A 20,088-nucleotide genomic window follows, 5' to 3' on the forward strand; every position below is an offset into this window, starting at 1 on the left:
ACAACTTACTTCCCGCCTGTATTACCCTTCACGCAACTCCGTTCTCTTTTCAGGATCTATCGTTGCGTATTCCCCGTATTTTTTCCGCTGAGCCATTGGCGGGTAAATCTGATGTTCAGCTGGATGAGGCCGCCTCTCGCCATCTGGTCAAGGTGCTGCGCCTCGGCCCTGGCCGCCCGTTGATTCTGTTTGATGGCAAGGGCGGGGAGTACCGGGCGGAGCTGCTGGAGGCGGGTAAAAAGGCGCGGGTACGTATTGGTGACTTTTCTGAAGACGATCGTCAGTCGCCCTTGGCGATTACTCTGGCGATCGGTATTTCCCGTGGTGATCGCTTTGACTGGGTGATCCAGAAGGCCACCGAGCTGGGGGTGACAGACATCCAGCCGTTGTTTACCGAGCGCTGTGAAGTGAAACTTTCCGGCGACCGCCTGCAGAAGAAGCTCGGCCAGTGGCAGCAGATTGCCATCGGTGCCTGTGAACAGAGTGCGCGCAACCGTGTGCCGCAGATCCTGCCGCCGATGAAAATGCCGCAGTTTCTGCAGGAAAGCTTTGATAATGCAGAGAACAGCGGTTCACTGAACCTGGTGCTGCACCATCGTACCGAGGAAACTCTGGCGCAGTTGGAGCAGGCATTCGGGCGGCCGCAGTCGGCGCTATTATTGGTGGGGCCTGAAGGTGGCCTCTCAGAGGTAGAAATTGAATTGGCCCTGGCGCGTGGATTTCACGCGATGAGGCTCGGGCCGCGGGTACTACGTACGGAGACTGCGCCGGTCGCTGCACTTTCCGTGTTGCAGTTCCAGTGGGGTGATTTTTAAATTTTTTTTGCAAGGAGCAAAAAATGAAAGCAATAGTCTGGTTGATCGGTGCGGCCATCACCGCCATGTCGGTTCTGGTGATCCTGAAACCGCAAATCGCGCGGGACATGAGTGAGCGGATGAACCCGCAGATGTTCTATTTTGGCGCCTGGGCACGGATTGTGATCGGCATTGTGTTCCTGCTGATTTCCGATACCCGCAACTGGGGCACTCTGTTTAACGTGCTGGGTATCTTCCTGGTGGTGATTGGTGCTTACGCCCTGCAGACGGGTTTTGAGCGCACCCGGGAGTTTGTGCTCGGTATCGTGCACGGCAACGAAAACCTGGTGCGTGTTGCCGGGGGCGTGGGGGTGTTGATCGGGATATTGTTGATCTCCGCCACCTGATAGCTATTCCACAAACAGCGGTATTAAGGACGTTCGATGGATAACCCCTTCGCGGAAACGCGCCTGGTCATCTTTGATTGCGATGGCGTGCTGGTGGACAGCGAGACGATCGTGTGTCGTGTGCTGGCGGAAGAAATGACCAGACTGGGCATGCCGGCGACAGCGGAGGAGCTGGATGAGCAGTTCAGCGGTCGCCCGTCCAAAGACTGCATCCTGGATATCGAAACCCGTTACGGTGGCCCATTGCCGCAGTCCTATTTCAACGCCACCGAGAGTCGCATCCGTGAAGCCTTCCACACTGAGTTGGAAGCGGTGACGGGCATTCGCGAGGTGTTGGAAAAATTGCAAACTACGGGTCTGCAAACCTGCGTGGCTTCCTCCGGCCCCCATGCCAAGATGCAGATTACGCTGAACAAGACCGGTCTGTGGGATTATTTCCACGGGCGAATTTACAGTGCCGATGACGTGGGCCGTGGCAAACCCTGGCCGGATCTGTTCCTGCACAGTGCCGCGCAGTTTGATGTGGCGCCCGAGCACTGCCTGGTGGTGGAGGATTCCATTGCCGGGGTCAAGGCTGCGGTGGCAGCGGGGATGCCGGTGATCGGCTACAGCCACAACAGTGTGCGCGCCCGTCAGCTGGAGGCAGAGGGCGCGCGGGTGATCAATGATATGCAGTTATTGGTGGATTATTTATAAGCCGGCGGTAATCAACGCTACTGAGTCAGGCGAATATCCACCGAGGCGCTGCGGCGGGTGTCTTTATCGTCCACAAAGGTGCGGGTATAGCGCACCTGATAAATGCCGTTGCCCACCAGTTCATCGACCAGCCCCGGTGGCAGCATGACGGTTTCTTTCAATGTACTTTTCCCTTCTGCCACTAGCGGCTGGGCCACTTCGTACACCACCTTGTCCCCCACCAGAAACTGACCGCTCTCGGATACGGCACTGATGCTGCCGATATCGCCGTTGAGGTTCCACGACAACATCATCTGCCGGGATTTTCCACTCACTGTCTGTGACGGCGGGGAGGCCTCGACCTGCGCCAGACGCCCGCTTGCATCCAGGTCAAACAGGATGTGATTGGACAGGCTGCCCGCAGCGCCGGCAAATACCCGTCGATAACCCACACGGCGCACACCATTCGCATGCCAGCTGCGGGCCTGTTCAGGAGAGATCTGTACAGTCTCGGTGACTTCGCCGCGGTCGCCGCTGAATTCCAGAATCTGGTCCACAACCGCCAGTTCTTTATTGTTGTCCAGGTTGACGAAAACACCCCGCGGTGACGCAGCGCCCCCTTTACTGGCCACCCGCCAGGTGACGGTTTCCTTGTAGCCCTCGCTGGCACTCAACCATCCATCACCCGGATCCACGGTGACGATCTGTTGCGCATTCACCGACGAGCCCATTACCGCAGCAATCACGATTGCGGCAGCGCCGAGCAGGGTCAGAAGTAACTGTTTGTTCATTGCGGTCTCCCAGGGAGTGCGGGCATCTGTACAGGGTAGGGTCTGATGGATCATGTCAGAAACCGCGCGTCGCGCCTACTGCCTGCTAATCGCGTTCCGGAGAATCGGGTTACGGATTGCCGGCAGCGGATCCTAAGATTTCGCGAACGCCTGGATTCTGCGGACACCAGCCGTTTCATTTGAAATTCCGTTTGTAATAGAGAGGAGCCGGCCCTATGCCTGCACCCCTTCGTGTATTCCTTGGCGGCGCCGTTCGAAAATTGGCGATCGGGACACGCCTGCAGTCGGTGCCGCTGCTTGTGCTCGTTCCCACGCTACTTCTTACGGGCTGCCCGGACCCCACCAAAAAATACACCCTCGACCCGCGCGACTTGGTCAGTAATGGCCTGGGCGAACAGTCTGCCCGTATGGCTGCGCCATTCGGTGACGATATGGTGCGCTACCTTATGGGGCAGACCCGCGAAGAGGGCGATGCGTTTGTGCTGGATGTGGACTTCGAGCCCGGTGGCTTTGCTCCGCAGATGGATACCCTGGGCGATGTGGAAGCGCTGCTGATCATCATGCGCGATTTCCCGGCGCTGAAGATCGTTGTGGAGGGCCACACCGACAACGCGGGCGATCCGAAGAAAAACCGTAAGCTGTCCCAGTGGCGGGCCAACTGGGTTAAGCAGTTTTTACTGGAGCGCGGTATTGCTGCGGAACGGGTGGAAGCCGCCGGTCTCGGGGACTCGGATCCCATCGCGGATAACGATACCCAGCGGGGGCGCGAGAAAAACCGGCGGTTGGTCGTGCGGGTGGCTGATTATGATGGCAGACCGATCAAAGTGCAGATGGGCAAACCCGAAAAGCCAGGTGACGGATAGGCTGCCGTCAGATAAAACCAACACCCGGTGGCGCTTTCGCCACCGGAGTGGATAGTGAATCAGCCTTTCAGATCCAGCGCATTCAAAATGGCTGCAGTCGGATTCACCTGGTTCATGGTGTAAAAATGCAGGCCTGGTGCACCGCCTTCCAGCAGGGTTTCGCACAGGTCGGTGATGATCTCCAGCCCCAGCTTTTTCACATCTTCCGGATCTTTGAAGCTTTCCATACGGTACTTCAGCCAGCGCGGAATTTCTGCGCCGCAATTGCGGGAGAAGCGCGCCAGGTTGGTGAAGTTGGTGATCGGCATGATGCCCGGGTAGATGGGCTTGTCGATACCGGCCTTCTGGCACTGATCCATAAAATAGAAATAGGCATCCGGATTGAAGAAGTACTGGGTGAGGCCGCTGTCGGCACCCGCTTCAAACTTGCCTTTTAGGAAGCGAATGTCGTCGTCGTAGCTTTCCGCTTCCGGGTGGATCTCTGGATAAGCAGCCACTTCTAGATGAAAGTGATCTCCGTGGTGGCGACGAATAAAGGCCACCAGCTCATTGGCATACACCAGCTGCGCCACCGAGCCCATACCGGAAGGGATGTCGCCGCGCAGGGCGACGATACGATCGACACCCGCTTCCTTGTAGCGCTCCAGTAATCCCAGCACGGTTTCTTCATTGTCACCGCCAAAGGACAGATGCGGTGCAATGGAAATACCGTCTTTGCGCAGGCTGGTGACGATATTCGCGGTGGTGTCGCGGGTGGTGCCACCGGCACCATAGGTCAGCGAGAAAAATTCCGGGTTGAACGCCTGGAGTTGCTCGCGGGTGTTGTACAGTTTTTCCTGGCCCTGTTCGGTTTTGGGCGGAAAAAATTCGAAACTGATACGTAGCTTGCTCATTGTTCTGTTCCATTCCCTCGGTCTACTGGATCCCGGATCAAGTCCGGGATGACGCTGCGTCATACCGGTACAGGCCGGCATCCAGAACCCAAGAGCTCAATTAATACTTGTAACTTTCCGGCTTGTAGGGGCCATCCACGGACACGCCAATGTAGCTGGCCTGGTCTTCGGTCATGCGGGTAATCACGCCGCCAAAACCTTCCACCATATACTTGGCCACTTCTTCGTCCAGATGCTTCGGCAGCACTTTTACGTACAGCGCTGAAACCTTCTGGTCTGCCGGCAGGTCGGCAAATTTTTCTTTGAAAAGATGGATCTGTGCCAGCACCTGGTTGGCGAAAGAACCGTCCATGATGCGGCTCGGGTGGCCGGTGGCGTTGCCCAGGTTTACCAGGCGGCCTTCGGACAGCAGCAGCAGGTGGTCGTTGGTGGCCGCATCGCGCACGATCTTGTGTACCTGCGGTTTAACTTCGAGCCACTCCCAGTTCTCGCGCATAAACGCGGTGTCGATCTCGTTGTCGAAGTGACCAATATTGGAAACCACGGCGCCGGATTTCAGTGCCTTCAGCATGTTCGCATCGCACACGTTGACGTTACCGGTGGTGGTGACGATCAGGTCGGTCTTCGCCAACAGTTCCTTGTCGATGCAGGACTCGCTGCCGTCGTTGACGCCGTTGATGTACGGGGAAACCAGCTCGAAGCCGTCCATGCAGGCCTGCATGGCACAGATCGGATCCACTTCGGTGACCTTAACGATCATGCCTTCCTGGCGCAGGGAAGCGGCGGAGCCTTTGCCCACGTCACCGTAACCGATGACCAGTGCTTTCTTGCCAGACAGCAGGTGGTCGGTACCGCGCTTGATGGCATCGTTCAGGCTGTGACGACAGCCGTATTTGTTGTCGTTTTTGCTTTTGGTGACCGCGTCGTTCACGTTGATCGCCGGTACTTTCAGAGTGCCCGCTTTCAGCATGTCCTGCAGACGGTGTACGCCGGTGGTGGTTTCTTCACTGATGCCGTGTACCGCGTCGAGCAGCTCCGGGTATTTGCGGTGCAGTAGTTCGGTGAGGTCGCCGCCGTCGTCCAGAATCATATTCGGCTGCCAGCCGGCAACGTCTGCGCCGATGGTGCGCTCCAGGCACCACTCGTACTCTTCTTCGGTCTCGCCCTTCCACGCGAATACCGGAATACCGGAAGCGGCGATGGCGGCAGCGGCGTGATCCTGGGTAGAGAAAATATTGCAGGACGACCAGCGCACTTCCGCGCCCAGGGCCACCAGGGTCTCGATCAGTACCGCGGTCTGGATGGTCATGTGGATACAGCCCATGATGCGGGCGCCGGCGAGCGGCTGCTCTGCGCGGTATTTTTCTCGCAGTGTGATCAGCGCGGGCATCTCGCCTTCGGCAATTTCAATTTCCATACGGCCCCAGTCGGCCAGGGAAATGTCGGCGACTTTGAAGTCTTTGAATTCGGTGCTCATGTGTTAAATCCTGATTTTGGCGTATTTGTAGTGTCCGTAGGATGGGCAAAGCGCAGCGTGCCCATCGGTGGCGGTGTGTTGGGCACGCGTTGCTTTGCCCAACCTACGTCCTACTTGTGCATTTCGAATTAAATACCCGCTTGCGCGCGCAGGGTCTCGGCCTTGTCGGTTTTTTCCCACGGGAAGGCGGTAAAGGTTTCCACCTGTTCCTTGCCGTTGTTGTCCGTCCACTTGTAGCTGTGCTCGAACGGCTCGCGGCCGAAGTGACCGTAGGCGGCGGTGAGCTGATACATGGGGTGCAGCAGGTCCAGCGCTTTGGAGATCGCGTAGGGGCGCAGGTCGAAGTTTTCGCGCACCAGTTCGATCAGCTTTTCATCGCTGACCTTACCGGTGCCAAAGGTGTTGATGGAAACGGAAGTGGGCTCGGCTACACCGATGGCGTAGGAAACCTGAATCTCACAGCGGTTGGCGAGGCCCGCGGCAACAATGTTTTTCGCCACGTAACGACCGGCGTAGGCCGCAGAGCGATCCACCTTGGACGGGTCCTTACCGGAGAAGGCGCCGCCGCCGTGACGGGCAGAGCCGCCGTAGGTGTCCACAATGATCTTGCGCCCGGTCAGGCCGCAGTCGCCCACGGGGCCGCCGATCACAAACTTGCCGGTGGGGTTGATGTGATATTTGGTGCCTTCGTGCAGCAGTTCGGCGGGCAGCACGTGGTGCACGATCAGTTCCATCACCGCTTCGCGCAGGTCTTCCTGGGAAACTTCTTCGTTGTGCTGGGTGGACAGCACCACCGCGTCGATTGCGCAGGGCTTGCCGTTTTCGTCATAGCGGAAGGTCACCTGGCTTTTCGCATCCGGGCGCAGCCACGGCAGCAGGCCAGACTTGCGCGCTTCTGCCTGACGCTCCACCAGACGGTGGGCGTAATAAACAGGGGACGGCATAAAGGTGGCGGTTTCGTCGGTGGCGTAGCCAAACATCAGGCCCTGGTCGCCGGCACCCTGGTCTTCCGGTTTTACCCGGTCCACACCCTGGGCAATATCCACGGACTGTTTGCCGATGACGTTGATCACACCACAGGTTTCACCGTCGTAACCGACGGCGGAGGAGGTGTAGCCGATATCGGTAATCACCTTGCGCACCAGGTCTTCCAGGTCCACCCACGCGGAGGTGCTGATCTCACCGGCAATCACCGCGATACCGGTTTTCACCAGTGTCTCACAGGCAACCCGCGCATTCTTGTCACGCGCCAGCAGCGCGTCCAGAACCGCATCGGAAATCTGATCGGCAATTTTATCCGGATGGCCTTCGGAGACGGACTCCGAAGTAAAGATGCTGTATTCACTCATGTGATTTCTCCATTTGCGCCGCCGGCGCTCCTTGTTCCACTCTTGCGGAATTAAACTTTCAAAAATTCTTGAATCTGAATCTGAAACCCGTTGCGCAGGGCACTGTGTACACTGCGGCCTTTTGTCAGGCCCGCATCAGCGGCCCATTCCACCAACTGTTGTGGCGCAAACCCAAGCCACAAATCCCCGCAGGCATCCCGCGCCCAGTCCTGCCCGTGGTCGTGCAGCTCGGTAATCAACAACTGCCCACCGGACTTCAGGGATTTCTGCAAATCGTGAAAAATCTGCGCAGGCTCCGGGGTGTGGTGCAACACCATATTCACCACAATGCAGTCCGCGCTCTCCGGGCGCGACGCCGCCGCGCGGGTGTCGTCGCAGACAAATTCGATATTCTGCAGGCCCTTCTCATCGGCGAAGGTCTCCGCTCGCTCCAGCATCGTCTTCGACAGATCCAGCGCCGTTACCGTGCCAAAGCGGTTCGCCAGCTCCTGCAGAAACTCCCCCTCACCGGGACCCACTTCCAAAGCGTGACGCCCCGGTTTCAGCAGCTGTGCTACCTGCGGGCCGTAGACGCTATAACTGGCGATCAACTCCTGTTGCTCGCGGAAGCGGTTGCCGTAATCCGCGAAGAAACGGCGCGAGGCCTCGGCGCGCTCCAGCGCGATCTGGGCCACGGTGGCCGCGCGGGAATCCGTCAGCGGCAGTTGATCCAGGCCGCTGAACAGCTGTTGCAGCAGCTCGCTGCCGGCGGTGCGGCGGTAGAACAGGTTGTTGCCCTCGCGGCGCTTGCTCACCAGGCCCGCCTGGGCCAGCACCTTCAGGTGGTGCGACAGGGCCGGCTGGCGCAGTTCGAAGATGCGGCACAGCTCCAGCACGCTATAGGAGTCCTGGCTCAGCAGGCGCAGTATCTCCAGCCGCAGCGGGTCGCCGGCGGCCTTTAAGGTCGCCGCCAGTTGCGGGATCAGATCGCCGGCGTCGTTTTGACGGGCGGCAGACGATTGGCTGGAGTCAAGCATGGCGCGGAGTCTAGCAGCGCTGCGCACCTATATCAAAATATTTTGATTTAGGTGCATCGAAAAACTTTGATGCAGATGTAACTAGCGCCGGTTGGATGGGCTGGCAAGTGGCAGGATTGCGATTTGTTAGGAAAATGTTGCTGTCATCGGCAAAGAATTAAACCCGCGGCCTTTGCGCCCGGCGGGGGTTTACGGGAAAATACGCCCCCCGATTTGCCAGTCACAGACAACCGCTGGCAGCGCGGAATCGCGGCAAGCTGGCCGTCAGAGCCGGGCCCGCAGCGCATCTGATGAACCGTAGATCCCAAACCGAGAGATCCCTATGTCTTCTACTCCGTCTCGCACAGAAAAGGCTAACGCCATTCGCGCCCTCGCCATGGACGCGGTCCAGAAAGCCAAAAGCGGCCACCCGGGCGCCCCAATGGGTATGGCAGATATCGCCGAAGTGCTGTGGAACGACTATCTGAAACACAATCCGGCCAACCCCGAGTGGGCGGACCGCGACCGCTTCGTGCTGTCCAATGGCCACGGTTCCATGCTGCTGTATTCGCTGCTGCACCTCACAGGCTACGACCTGTCCATCCACGAGCTGCAGAACTTCCGCCAGTTGCACTCCAAGACCCCGGGCCACCCGGAATATGGCTACGCCCCGGGTGTTGAAACCACCACCGGCCCCCTTGGGCAGGGCATCACCAACGCCGTGGGCTTCGCCCTGGCCGAGAAAGTCCTCGCCGCCCAGTTCAACCGCGAAGGCTACGAGCTGGTTGACCACAACACCTACTGCTTCCTGGGTGACGGCTGCCTGATGGAAGGCATCTCCCACGAAGCCTGCTCCCTGGCCGGCACCCTGGGCCTCGGCAAGCTGATCGCCTTCTACGACGACAACGGCATCTCCATCGACGGTGAAGTGGAAGGCTGGTTCACCGACGACACGCCCAAGCGCTTCGAATCCTACGGCTGGCACGTGATTGCCAACGTCGACGGCCACGATCCGGCCGCGGTCAAAGCCGCCATCGAAGAAGCCCGTGCGGAAACCAGCAAGCCCACCATCATCTGTTGCAAAACCGTGATCGGTTTTGGCTCCCCCAACAAGCAGGGCCGCGAAGAGTGCCACGGCGCTCCGCTGGGTGACGAAGAGATCGCACTGGTACGCGAAACCCTCGGCTGGAAACACGAGCCGTTTGTCATTCCCGAAGACCTGTACCACGCCTGGGACGGTCGCGCCAAAGGCGCCGAGCAGGAAGACGAGTGGAACGACATCTTCGAAGACTACAAAGAAGCCCACCCGGAACTGGCGGAAGAATTTGTGCGCCGCATGAAGGGCGACCTGCCCGCGGACTTCCTCGCCAAAGCCGACGAATACATCAAACAGTGCCAGGCCGACGGCGAGAAAATTGCCTCCCGCAAAGCCAGCCAGAACAGCCTCAATGCCTACGGCCCGCTGCTGCCGGAATTCCTCGGTGGCTCTGCCGACCTCGCCGGCTCCAACCTCACCATCTGGTCCGGCTCCAAAGGTGTTTCCGCAGACGACGCATCCGGCAACTACCTCTACTACGGCGTGCGCGAATTCGGCATGAGCGCCATCATGAACGGCATCGCCCTGCACGGCGGCTTCGTGCCTTACGGCGCGACCTTCCTGATGTTCATGGAATACGCCCGCAACGCCGTGCGCATGGCCGCGTTGATGAAGCAGAAAGTCATCTTCGTCTATACCCACGACTCCATCGGCCTCGGCGAAGACGGCCCTACCCACCAGCCGGTCGAGCAGCTCACCGCCCTGCGTTCCACCCCGAATCTGCAGACCTGGCGCCCCTGTGACGCCACCGAATCCGCCGTGAGCTGGAAAATGGCCGTATCCCGTAGCGACGGCCCCAGCGCCCTCATCTTCAGCCGCCAGGGCCTCGCACCACAGGCGCGCACCGATGAGCAGCTGGCCAACGTCGAGAAGGGTGGATACATCCTGCGCGACTGCGATGGCGAACCCGAAGCCATCATCATCGCCACCGGCTCCGAAGTGGAACTCGCCACCGCCGCCGCCGAACAACTGTCCGGCCGCAAAGTGCGCGTGGTTTCCATGCCGTGCGCCGAAGCCTTCTCTGCACAGAATGCCGACTACCGCGAATCCGTGCTGCCTTCCAGCGTGCGCGCCCGCGTCGCCGTGGAAGCCTGCCACAAGGACTACTGGTACAAGTTCGTCGGCTTCGACGGCGCCATCATCGGCATGGACACCTTCGGTGAATCTGCGCCCGCGGGCGATTTGATGAAGCACTTCGGCATCACTGCTGAGAAGGTTGTGGAAGCGGTTGAAGGACTGCTGAAGTAAAAAAGCTCTGACTGCAAAAGCTCCTAGCGGAGCATTGCAGCCAGAATTGCAGGCCGGGTGCCGGGTACGGGTTTTCAGGAGCGTCGCAAACAGGATGTTTGCGCCGCAGCGCCCAGGGATGGGTTTACAGCGGTCCTGAAAACCCGTACCCGGCACCCGGCCGCCACCGCACTGGAAAAGAATCAAACCGAGGGTGGTGGATCAAGCCCGAGGTACGCATGTCCAACCCAATAAGACTCGCCATCAACGGCTACGGCCGCATCGGACGCTCTGTCTTGAGAGCCCTGTACGAATCCAACCTGCGCGACCAACTGCAGATCGTCGCCATCAACGAACTGGCCGACTGCGCCACCATCGCCCACCTCACCAAATACGACACCGTCCACGGCCGCTTTCACGGCAACGTCGAAGTGCACAACGAAATTCTGCACATCAACAATGACCAGATCGCCGTAACCCATCACCGTGAACTCGAAGACCTCGACTGGCACAAAACCCAGGTCGACATCGTTCTCGAATGCACCGGCAGCTTCACCGAACGCGAGCGCGCTGAACTGCATTTGAAGGCTGGAGCTAAAAAAGTTGTCTTCTCCCAGCCCGCCACCAGCGACGTCGACGCCACCATCGTCTACGGCGTCAACGACACCGCCCTGACCGGCAATGAAACCATCATCTCCGCCGCCTCCTGCACCACCAACTGCAGCATCCCCGTAATAGCGGCCCTAGAGAATGCCTTCGGCATCGAAGCCGGCGTCATCACCACCATCCACTCCGCAATGAACGACCAACCGGTAAACGACGCCTACCACCATACCGACCTGCGCAAAACCCGCTCCGCCATCTGCTCCATCATCCCGGTGGATACCGGGCTCGCCCGCGGTATCGAGCGTATACTCCCCGACATGGCCGGCAAATTTGAAGCCCAGGCCATGCGCGTACCCACCATCAACGTCTCCGCCATCGACCTCTCCGTGCAGCTGAAAAGGCCCGTCACCCAGGCAGAGGTCAACTCCGTTCTCAAAGCGGCTGCGGAAAGCCGGTTCTCCGGCGTACTCGGCTACAGCGAAGAACCCCTCGCCTCCTGCGACTACAACCACGACCCCCGCTCCGGCATCGTCGACGCCAGCCAGACTCGCGTCGCCGGTAACAAACTGGTCAAGGTATTGATCTGGTTCGACAACGAATGGGGTTTTGCCAACCGGATGCTCGACGTTACGCGTCAGTTGCATAACTAAATTAGCCCCAGTCTCAATCTGACCCTCCTTTGCACCATTATTGGTCTTACCAATACCCTAAATCTTGCGGGCAAAACCTGTACTCCCGAAAGGCTTCGGTATATAACTATTCGGCTATTTTTTACCCATAACAATAATTGTCTGTACGGGGATGATGTGAAAAAGATGACTGCAGTATTGAGGATGTCGGCGGTATGCCTGCTTGCCACTTTGTTGGCGGCTTGTGGTGGTGGCTCAAGTGGTGGACCGGGTGGGAACGACGGTCCAGTGACTCAAGAAAAGCTGGAACAGGCTGCTCTTGTGTTTGAGCATGCCGAAGTGGAGTACTACCTCTATGGTGAGATCGGTGAAAATACTCCGACTGGCGGCTCGGGGGAAGGGGCGTTGACTTTCGGGTCCACTGACGAGAATGTCGCTACGGTGGATACCGCTTCCGGCGAAGTCACCGTGATTGCTGCCGGAGTCACAACAATCGAAGTGACTAAAGCTGCGGACGATACCTATAAAGAGGCCGCGGCAGAATATCAACTTACGGTCGTAGGGCCGCCAAGTGAATTGGAGGTTGATATTGGCACGCTGGATTCGCAACTCTCAATCAGCGGGTATTTCACGCCCACCGATTTCTACCGGTATACCAACAGCGACTGCGATATCGAAAGCTACGCAGTATGTACCTTCGGCAACCTTACAGTGGTCGAGGCAGAAGGCCAGTTGCCCGTTGAAGACGACTATATCGCTATTGATACTCCGGCTTATATTCAACTGAGTAAGGAAGGATTGCGCAGTGAACCGGTAAGAGTCAGTGCTGAGCGCCCCCCATTTGTTCGCAGAAGGGGCGCAGCGATGATCAGTTTTAATGGCAAGCTGTTTGTTATTGGTGGCCAGGATAATAGTGCTGGCGAATCAGGTAACGACACCTATTCCTATAACGATATCTGGTCCTCTGTAGATGGCGTAAGCTGGGAACTTGAAGCAGAAAATGCAGGATTTTCTGCGAGAGCGTTTCACCAGATTGTTGAATTTCAAGGCTCTCTGTACCTGATTGGCGGTGAAGAGAGTCTTGGCACCGGTGGCGCAAGCTGGTGGCATCGGGATGTATGGAAATCGGATGACGGCATTGCCTGGACCAAGGTTGTCGAGGAAGGCCCATTCAATACAGAAGGGCAGAGTATTGTTTTTGACAATAAGATCTGGGTGATCGGCGATAGCGCTTTTTCTGGCGAGTCAAAAGTTTACTCTTCCACGGATGGGGTAGCCTGGGATTTGGAGCTGACCGAGTCTCCATTTGGCTCAAGAGAGCAGATGGCAGTGTTTGCGTGGCAAGGGAAGCTGTTTGTTACCGGAGGCATGGGGTCTACTGGATCTGACGATCTTCTCAACGATGTCTGGTCCAGCCCGGACGGCCGGGTCTGGACACAAGAAACCACTGATGCAGGCTATGAAGCCCGTGTCGGGATGAGTGTTGCTCCTGTTGGAGACAAGCTGGTGATGGTCGGGGGCCATTCGTTTTCTGATGGGCACAATTCTGTGTACGAATCATCAGACGGTGTAACCTGGACATTGCTGGTTGCAGAGCCCTTTAAAAGGATGAATCAGACTCACTCTCTCGCCGTCCATACTGAAAAACTTTGGGTTTATTCTGGTTTGGTTGATGATTATGTCTGGTTCTCGGAAGACGGTGAAAGCTGGAAAGCCCCAGCGCGTTTCCCGCTGCAATGGCAGGTGATTCCTCAGGATTAAATGCCATTTCTTTTCTAGGCTTCGATCAAAAAAGCACGGCCTCGCCGTGCTTTTTTGGTTATGCCATTACGCTCAGGAATCCGTAGTAGAACGCATGTGAAAATAGTCCTGCTTACTCACGAAAGGGAGGTAGAACGGCCGACGAATACCGGCGTCCTGGCGCTGGCCGGAGGGCGTGGCGGTTTGGTCGAGCGCCGGGTCTGGAGTCGTGTAGCCCCTGACCAATCTCTAGCTCAGATGCTGGAGGGTAATAACGTAGGCCTTCTCTACCCACTTTCTGAGTCAAGTGAGAGTGACGGTACTGAAGTCGTGCCTATAGAAACCTGTGAACAGTTTGTCTTGCTGGACGCGACCTGGCAGGAAGCGCGCAAGATGTATAACCGCACTGCCTATCTGCAAAAGGCTCCACGAATCGATCTGGCTCCGTCGCAGGCCTCCCGGTTTCGCCTGCGACGAAACCAGAAATCTACCGGGTTGTGCACGGTGGAATGTGTGATCGAAATACTGCGTTGCAAAGGTCGGGGAGAGCTTGCCAGCGATATGGAACGGGCGTTCCTCGCGTTCAATGAGCAGTCAAACTGAAGTGGCGCTCGTACCTGGCCACTACATCATTATCCGCGCTTTACTCCACAGGACCCCAGACGCATCTTGTAGGGTTGAAACTGATCCAGAAAAGTCGCGTACTCCGCGCGAAAACTGCTGCAGGATTGCGTTGCGTCATCCGATGTACCACAGCATCGGATAATCTCGCTCAGCGCTCTTTGTGATACTTCGTCAAAGGCGTCCGAATGCCCCGCGCCGTACATGATGCTGTCGGGCCAGGACTTTGCCGGTCGCCAGGAATTATTCCCGTAGGCGCCGCCGTAATAGCAGCCGGTACCTTCCAGGCAATCAAGACCGATATCCTCTGTGCCCCAGGCCGGTGTGCACTGAGAGCCAAAGTAATCATCCTCTTTTTCGTCTGACCAGCTGCAACAGGCCACAGTACCGCCATCGGCGGTTGTACATTCACCGGATTCAGTGCGGTTGTGGCTTATACAGGCATCCCTGCTTTCGAAAGTGTTGCAGGCAGCACTCGCGGAAAGCGTGTATTCGGAGGCGGGCTTGAAGCTGTTGCACCACTTGGCGCAACCGGGGCCATCGAGATTGTGCCATTCCCGCGAGAGATCGCTGGGCCAGCCGGTAACGGCAGAGCCATCGGCATTGGTGCCTCCGTCGTACAGGTCGGCGAGACCGAAATTGTGTCCGACCTCGTGCACAACCAGGTTACGCAGGTTGAACAATGCAGTGTCCGCATCGGGCCAGCGGCCATCGCTACCGAAATAAATCACTTCACCCCCGGAGGCGCCGTAGCCGGTATCCGCGATCACCACCTTGATAACACCGTGGATATCGTCCACCTCGCACTGTTGCAGAAAGGCCTCATTGACCTTGTTGTTGTCGCAGGCGAAGGAGGCACCGCTGTTGTTGCCGGTGGCTTCACATCCAAGTTCCTTCGCGTTGGACAGAGCGAGCCGAAAAAAAGCAAAGTTAGGCTCGTAATCCTTGAGTGGCGCGAGCTCTCGGAACTGGTTGTGAATCGCGTCTTCGACAATTTCATCGAAATAAGGCGCATCTTCCAGATTGGCGAACAGCAGTTTGAACTCGGCAGTTTCACTGCCGGCGATCAGGGGGCAATCGGGAGTGGCACTGACGCGTGCGTATTCACCTGGCTGGACAGAGACTAGTGATCCAGGCGGTGCCGTTGACGTATCAGATGAGGCATCTGAGCCATTCTTCGACCCCCCGGGAGCGCTGGCGGGTGGTGGGACCTGAGGGAGTTCGGCTTCCTCACTGGCATTACTGCCTCCGCCGCCACAGCCGACCGCGAAGGAGAGGATGAACCACAGGCTCGATAGCCAGAAAGTACGGAAGCGCATCTTTATAGGATTGAGGTTGTCTAATCGTGGACTCTTGGTCATAGTCCACTGGTTATTGATATAAGAGCTCAATCCTTCGCGCGTCTGTTTCCGGAGCCCCAGTGTCCCTTTCCGGTCAGATTTGTTTTGACGTAAAAGTGCGTGATTCTACGGTTAAGAATTGATCGTTTCCACCGATTAAGTCCGACCGCCTTGCGTGAATGATTAGTCAGTTTTTAGCCCGGTTCATACCCCAAAAAACCGGAAAAATATGGAGACATGTGATGAGAAAAGTATTCTTGATGTGCGCCCTATTGGCGATTGTATTGCCCGCATCTGCCCTGGAAGTGGGCGACAAGGCCCCGGAGTTCTCTCTGCAGGCCTCCGATGGCAAGACGTATACGCTGTCCGACTTCAAGGGTAAGCAGGCGGTGGCGATTGCGTGGTATCCAAAGGCCTTTACCAAGGGCTGCACCATCGAGTGCAAATCCCTGGCGGAAAATGGCCACCTGATCCGGGAATACGATGTAGCCTACTTTATGGCCAGTACTGATGAAGTGGAAGACAACAGCAAGTTTGCCGAGGAGATGAAGGCGGACTTCCCCTTGCTGAGTGACCCCACGGGTGAAGTTGCCGAAGCCTATGATGTGAAAATGCCCGTATTGAACATGGCCAAGCGAGTGACCATCTATATCGGTAAGGATGGTGACGTTCTGAAAATTGACCGCGATATCAAGCCGGCGACAAGTGCTGAGGATATGGCTGTGACGCTGGGCGAGCTCGGGGTTGCTAAAAACGACTGAGGGAGGCCGCCGCTATAAAAAAAGGCCGCGCTTGCGGCCTAACACTGGGGGGCTTTCCCGGACTGCCGGGAAACTCTAAATTCCGATTGGAGGCCTGGAAGTGCATTGCCTCCGAAAACATTTTTCAGTTAACGTCAATCAGTTCGAACGTCGCCATCGCCGGAATGGATTCCTGAAGCTCGGTTTCGATAGTGTCCATTACGGCCAGGTTATGGCAAAGATTTTCCGCGCGGGATTCCAATAGCAGTGCTCGTGCCTCGATAACTTCTTCGGCGGCTTCTGCTGCCGCCTCTGCATCGCGTTCAATGCTCATACCTCCTGTAAATACGGCTTTCAGCGCGTGCCAGGCCAGTTTGCCAGCGGATTCGCGCGCGATGTTTTCGATGCGCGGTTCCAGTTCTCGCTCAATGATTTCTTCGACAGTCTGCTCGATATTTTCTCCCGCTGCTTCGTCCCAGTTGTCGCCGAGCACGTAGATACCATCCTCGTTCAACAGTCGCTCCCGGGTCGCCTGACGCATTTCATCCGCCGCGAGCCGGAATTCCACGGCGTCCGGGTGATCGGCGCCAGCCAGAGTTGTCAGAGCGACACCAACACCTTCCATTGCGATATCGACGGCGTCGATGGTGATGTTCGTAACATCCCGGCCGGATTGTAGTAGGCCCGCGTGGTAGGCCTCCATTTGATTCTGTTGCGCCGCATCCAGTGTAAAGACTTGGTCGTTGATCTTAAGTTGCCGGGGATTCTTCGCTTCATACAGCAAGGTTTGCTTGTCGTCGTGAGTGACTTCAAAGAAGTCCGCGCTTACTCGCGTGTTGTGATGCAGGCTCATGGAGCAGCTCACTTCTGTGTGGTGGCTGGGTTTGATCTCCCCGGCTGCCGCTAACGTCGGTGCGACAAGAGTCGATGCGGACAGCGCTGCGACAGATAAGAAATTCAGGACTTTGTTCATGGTGATTTCTGCAAATTTCATGTTGATAGCGGTATGACGCACCTAGCTTTCTGGTTGGATGCATTGACGATGAAAAAAAGTTGTTCACCGCACCACAGGTCTAACTGGCACGCTTATTGCTCTTTCTGAGTTAACGGCAGTCGCGGTTTCTCTGCACCAAAAGTACCCGAAGTAAAAACGAAAAGTTTTATTGCGAATCCTCTGTGATACGCAATACGGGCAGTTTTTGCCTCAAAAAAATCTGGTTCTGGCAATTGTTCAAAAGACGAGTGGGGAAAAGAAAGTATGAAGCGTAAAGCTCTGAGTTGTGCTGTGATGGCGGTCGCCGCCGGGTTTGCTATGGCGCCGGTGACCCCGGTAGTGGCAGAGGAAATTGAAGAGGTAGCGGTTACCGGTATGCGGGGGAAGCCGCGTTCGGTGTCTGATTCCCCGGTGCCGGTGGACGTGTTTGGCAGCGAGGCGTTGCAGTCGGTGTCTTATACGGACACCAATGATGTGCTGAAAACCCTGGTCCCTTCCTACAACGTAAACCGGCAGCCGATCAGCGATGGCGGTACCTTTATCCGCCCGGCCCAGTTGCGCGGGATGCCTACCGACAAGACCCTAGTACTGGTGAATTCCAAGCGCCGGCACCGCGCTGCGCTGGTACAGATAGGTGGTTCTGGTACCCAGGGGCCCGATATTGCGACTATCCCAAGCTCTGCCCTCAAGTCCGTCGAAGTGTTGCGCGACGGTGCGGCGGCGCAGTATGGCTCTGATGCCATCGCCGGTGTGATCAACTTTATTCTGAAAGATAATCCTGATGGAGGTTCATTCAGTGTTCGGACCGGCGAATACAGTGAAGGCGATGGATTCCAGACCACCGCGACCGGCAACGTGGGCTTGCCTCTCGGGCAGGACGGTTTTCTGAGTATTTCAGGTGAGATGGCGCAGGCTGACTTTACCTCGCGCAGCGAGCAGTACTGCGAAAGCTGGTTCTGTCTGGATGACCAGGATCCGGAATTCATCGAGGCGGCGAAAAACGCCTCCCTGGAGGGAGATGTGGTCCAGCCATGGGGCCAGCCGAACTCTGAGGCAACAAGACTCTTCTTCAATGCAGGATACGATTTGGGCGGAAGCAAAGAGCTTTACGCGTTCGGTAACTACTCGGAAAGTGAGGCGGACGGTGGTTTCTACTATCGTTATCCGGGCAATGGCACCATTGAAGACCTGCGTGAAGAAGATGGCTCCATTTACAGTCCGCTGGAAAAATTTCCAGGCGGGTTCACTCCTCGTTTCGCAGGCGAAGTAACAGATTACTCGCTGGTCAGTGGACTAAAAGGGGAAATGGTTTCGGGGCTTCTGTACGACATCAGTGCACGCTACGGCCACAGTGAAGTCGCTTACACCCTGAAAAACACCATCAACCCGTCCATGGGGCCGGATAGCCCCACATCGTTCAAGCCGGGCACTCTCGCCAATGAAGAAGTCCAGCTGCAGGCTGACTTCTCTAAAGAGTTGAGTTTAGGGTTGAGCGCGCCGGTTGTGGCCGCCTTTGGCCTTAGCTATATGGACGAGTCCTACGACCTCAGCGGCGGTGATTTGGATTCGTACGCAGCCGGCCCCTATGCCACACAAGATCCATGGGGATTCTGCGATGGTGACATGCCCACGGCTGCAGGTCAGGTGGTGATTGCCGGCGGGTCGAGTCTGAACTGTGCCGACGAAAGTGATCCTGTCTATACCGTTGTAGGTGTGGGGTCCAATGGCTTCCCTGGCTATTCTCCAGAATACTCTGGCAGCTACACCCGCGATTCCTACGCGGTGTACGGTGACCTGAGCAGCGATGTGACTGATCGCCTGTTTATGCAGGTCGCCATGCGCTTTGAAGACTATTCCGATTTTGACTCCGAGCTGGTTGGCAAGCTGGCGATGCAGTATGACCTGACGGAAAATATCGGCCTGCGCTCTTCAATGGGCACCGGCTTCCGCGCACCAACACCGGGCCAGCAGGGAACCACTAACGTCTCAACACGTTTACCCGACGGCTTCCCGGTCGCGACTGGTCTGTTCCCCGCCAGCAGTTCCGTTGCCCAGGCATTGGGCGCCGAGGCGCTGAAACCGGAAACCTCCACCAACTTTACATTCGGCTTTACCGCGGATTTCGACAATCTGAGTATGACGGTGGATTTCTATCGTATTGATGTGGATGACCGCACCTACGCGATTTCCACTCTGCCGGTTTCACCGGCAAGCGGTAGCGACGGGTACGACAATTATCTTGCATTGGTCGACGCCGGGGTTGTGGGTGCCGAATCCATCGGTGGTGTTTTCTATTTCACCAATGCTTTCGATACCTCTACCCAGGGTGTCGATGTAGTGGCAACCTACCCGTTGTCCTGGTCTGATACTCAGGTAACCAACCTCACGGCATCCGTCAACTATAACAAGTCTGAATTCGCGTCTGATCCCAGTGCTTACCTGAATGAAGAAGACCAGTTCGACTTTGAAAATTTCCAACCAAAATTGCGTGGCGCGGTCACCGCTATGCACGATATCGGGCCGGTTTCTCTAATGGCGCGTGCCAACTGGTACGGCAGCTACGAGAACTTCAACGCGGATCAGGTGCAGGAGTTTGACCCGGTTGTACAGGTCGACCTTGAAGGTAAATACCACATTACTGACTCCACCAATGTCAGTCTCGGTGGACGGAATATCTTCGACGAGTACCCCGAGCTGGATCAGATCGGTGATTACTGTTGTGGCGCCCGTTACCCATCGGATACGGTTGTGGATTGGCAGGGTAGCTTTTATTACATGAGCCTGAATCACACTTTCTAAACTGCAGTTGTCTTCTGCAATTTTGAATCCCCGCCCCGGCGGGGATTTTTTG

17 protein-coding genes are annotated in these 20,088 nt (G+C 57.0%); 10 read left to right on the forward strand and 7 right to left on the reverse strand.

Going from position 1 to position 20,088, the window contains the following annotated elements:
• The first annotated feature begins 62 nt into the window (after window positions 1–62).
• The 3 genes from Q1A74_RS08780 to Q1A74_RS08790 are packed head-to-tail and all read left to right on the forward strand — an operon-like array spanning window position 63 to window position 1,897.
• On the forward strand, window positions 63–815 hold the full coding sequence (locus Q1A74_RS08780) for a 16S rRNA (uracil(1498)-N(3))-methyltransferase (protein WP_299594762.1): 753 nt from the start codon (window positions 63–65) through the stop codon (window positions 813–815).
• Between the two features lie 23 nt (window positions 816–838).
• Window positions 839–1,201: a hypothetical protein gene (locus Q1A74_RS08785; protein WP_299594765.1), complete on the forward strand. Its 363-nt coding sequence runs from the start codon at window positions 839–841 to the stop codon at window positions 1,199–1,201.
• A gap of 36 nt (window positions 1,202–1,237) precedes the next feature.
• Window positions 1,238–1,897: an HAD family phosphatase gene (locus Q1A74_RS08790; RefSeq protein WP_299594767.1), complete on the forward strand. Its 660-nt coding sequence runs from the start codon at window positions 1,238–1,240 to the stop codon at window positions 1,895–1,897.
• A gap of 17 nt (window positions 1,898–1,914) precedes the next feature.
• On the opposite strand, the gene Q1A74_RS08795 is transcribed toward Q1A74_RS08790, so the two are convergent.
• Entirely contained in the window at window positions 1,915–2,667 is a 753-nt protein-coding gene (locus Q1A74_RS08795) for a hypothetical protein (protein WP_299594769.1), read from the reverse strand.
• A gap of 215 nt (window positions 2,668–2,882) precedes the next feature.
• Between Q1A74_RS08795 and Q1A74_RS08800 the strand changes: the two genes are divergently transcribed.
• Window positions 2,883–3,530: an OmpA family protein gene (locus Q1A74_RS08800; RefSeq protein WP_299594771.1), complete on the forward strand. Its 648-nt coding sequence runs from the start codon at window positions 2,883–2,885 to the stop codon at window positions 3,528–3,530.
• Window positions 3,531–3,589: 59 nt separating this feature from the next.
• On the opposite strand, the gene metF is transcribed toward Q1A74_RS08800, so the two are convergent.
• The 4 genes from metF to Q1A74_RS08820 form a co-directional block, all read right to left on the reverse strand.
• Window positions 3,590–4,423, reverse strand: coding sequence for a methylenetetrahydrofolate reductase [NAD(P)H] (metF, locus tag Q1A74_RS08805; RefSeq protein WP_299594773.1), 834 nt, complete (start codon window positions 4,421–4,423; stop codon window positions 3,590–3,592).
• 100 nt (window positions 4,424–4,523) lie between these two features.
• The gene (ahcY, locus tag Q1A74_RS08810) at window positions 4,524–5,900 is read right to left on the reverse strand and encodes an adenosylhomocysteinase (protein WP_299594775.1); all 1,377 of its coding nucleotides are present in this window, start codon (window positions 5,898–5,900) and stop codon (window positions 4,524–4,526) included.
• A 128-nt stretch (window positions 5,901–6,028) separates the two neighbouring features.
• Complete coding sequence (gene metK, locus Q1A74_RS08815; RefSeq protein WP_299594777.1) at window positions 6,029–7,249, reverse strand: methionine adenosyltransferase; 1,221 nt, start codon at window positions 7,247–7,249, stop codon at window positions 6,029–6,031.
• 50 nt (window positions 7,250–7,299) lie between these two features.
• Window positions 7,300–8,265: a metalloregulator ArsR/SmtB family transcription factor gene (locus Q1A74_RS08820; RefSeq protein WP_299594781.1), complete on the reverse strand. Its 966-nt coding sequence runs from the start codon at window positions 8,263–8,265 to the stop codon at window positions 7,300–7,302.
• Between the two features lie 322 nt (window positions 8,266–8,587).
• Here Q1A74_RS08820 and tkt point away from each other — a divergent pair, with 322 nt between their 5' ends.
• From tkt to Q1A74_RS08840, 4 genes are all read left to right on the forward strand, one after another.
• On the forward strand, window positions 8,588–10,588 hold the full coding sequence (gene tkt, locus Q1A74_RS08825; protein ID WP_299594783.1) for a transketolase: 2,001 nt from the start codon (window positions 8,588–8,590) through the stop codon (window positions 10,586–10,588).
• Between the two features lie 218 nt (window positions 10,589–10,806).
• Window positions 10,807–11,823, forward strand: a complete 1,017-nt coding sequence (gene gap / locus Q1A74_RS08830) for a type I glyceraldehyde-3-phosphate dehydrogenase (protein WP_299594785.1) — start codon at window positions 10,807–10,809, stop codon at window positions 11,821–11,823.
• 165 nt (window positions 11,824–11,988) lie between these two features.
• A complete protein-coding gene (locus tag Q1A74_RS08835) occupies window positions 11,989–13,563 on the forward strand; it encodes a hypothetical protein (RefSeq protein ID WP_367275380.1) in 1,575 nt (524 codons plus the stop codon).
• Between the two features lie 60 nt (window positions 13,564–13,623).
• The gene (locus Q1A74_RS08840; RefSeq protein WP_299594790.1) at window positions 13,624–14,145 is read left to right on the forward strand and encodes a DTW domain-containing protein; all 522 of its coding nucleotides are present in this window, start codon (window positions 13,624–13,626) and stop codon (window positions 14,143–14,145) included.
• 29 nt (window positions 14,146–14,174) lie between these two features.
• Here Q1A74_RS08840 and Q1A74_RS08845 read toward each other — a convergent pair whose 3' ends face one another.
• Window positions 14,175–15,524: a hypothetical protein gene (locus Q1A74_RS08845; protein ID WP_299594793.1), complete on the reverse strand. Its 1,350-nt coding sequence runs from the start codon at window positions 15,522–15,524 to the stop codon at window positions 14,175–14,177.
• Window positions 15,525–15,745: 221 nt separating this feature from the next.
• Here Q1A74_RS08845 and Q1A74_RS08850 point away from each other — a divergent pair, with 221 nt between their 5' ends.
• The gene (locus Q1A74_RS08850) at window positions 15,746–16,264 is read left to right on the forward strand and encodes a peroxiredoxin (protein ID WP_299594796.1); all 519 of its coding nucleotides are present in this window, start codon (window positions 15,746–15,748) and stop codon (window positions 16,262–16,264) included.
• Window positions 16,265–16,388: 124 nt separating this feature from the next.
• Here the strand turns inward: Q1A74_RS08850 and Q1A74_RS08855 are convergent, their stop codons facing one another.
• Window positions 16,389–17,216: a DUF2884 family protein gene (locus Q1A74_RS08855; protein WP_299594799.1), complete on the reverse strand. Its 828-nt coding sequence runs from the start codon at window positions 17,214–17,216 to the stop codon at window positions 16,389–16,391.
• Window positions 17,217–17,501: 285 nt separating this feature from the next.
• Between Q1A74_RS08855 and Q1A74_RS08860 the strand changes: the two genes are divergently transcribed.
• Window positions 17,502–20,036, forward strand: a complete 2,535-nt coding sequence (locus Q1A74_RS08860) for a TonB-dependent siderophore receptor (protein ID WP_299594801.1) — start codon at window positions 17,502–17,504, stop codon at window positions 20,034–20,036.
• The last annotated feature ends 52 nt before the right edge of the window (window positions 20,037–20,088 follow it).

Origin of the sequence: uncultured Microbulbifer sp. (genome assembly GCF_947504145.1) — a bacterium.
Lineage (GTDB): Bacteria > Pseudomonadota > Gammaproteobacteria > Pseudomonadales > Cellvibrionaceae > Microbulbifer.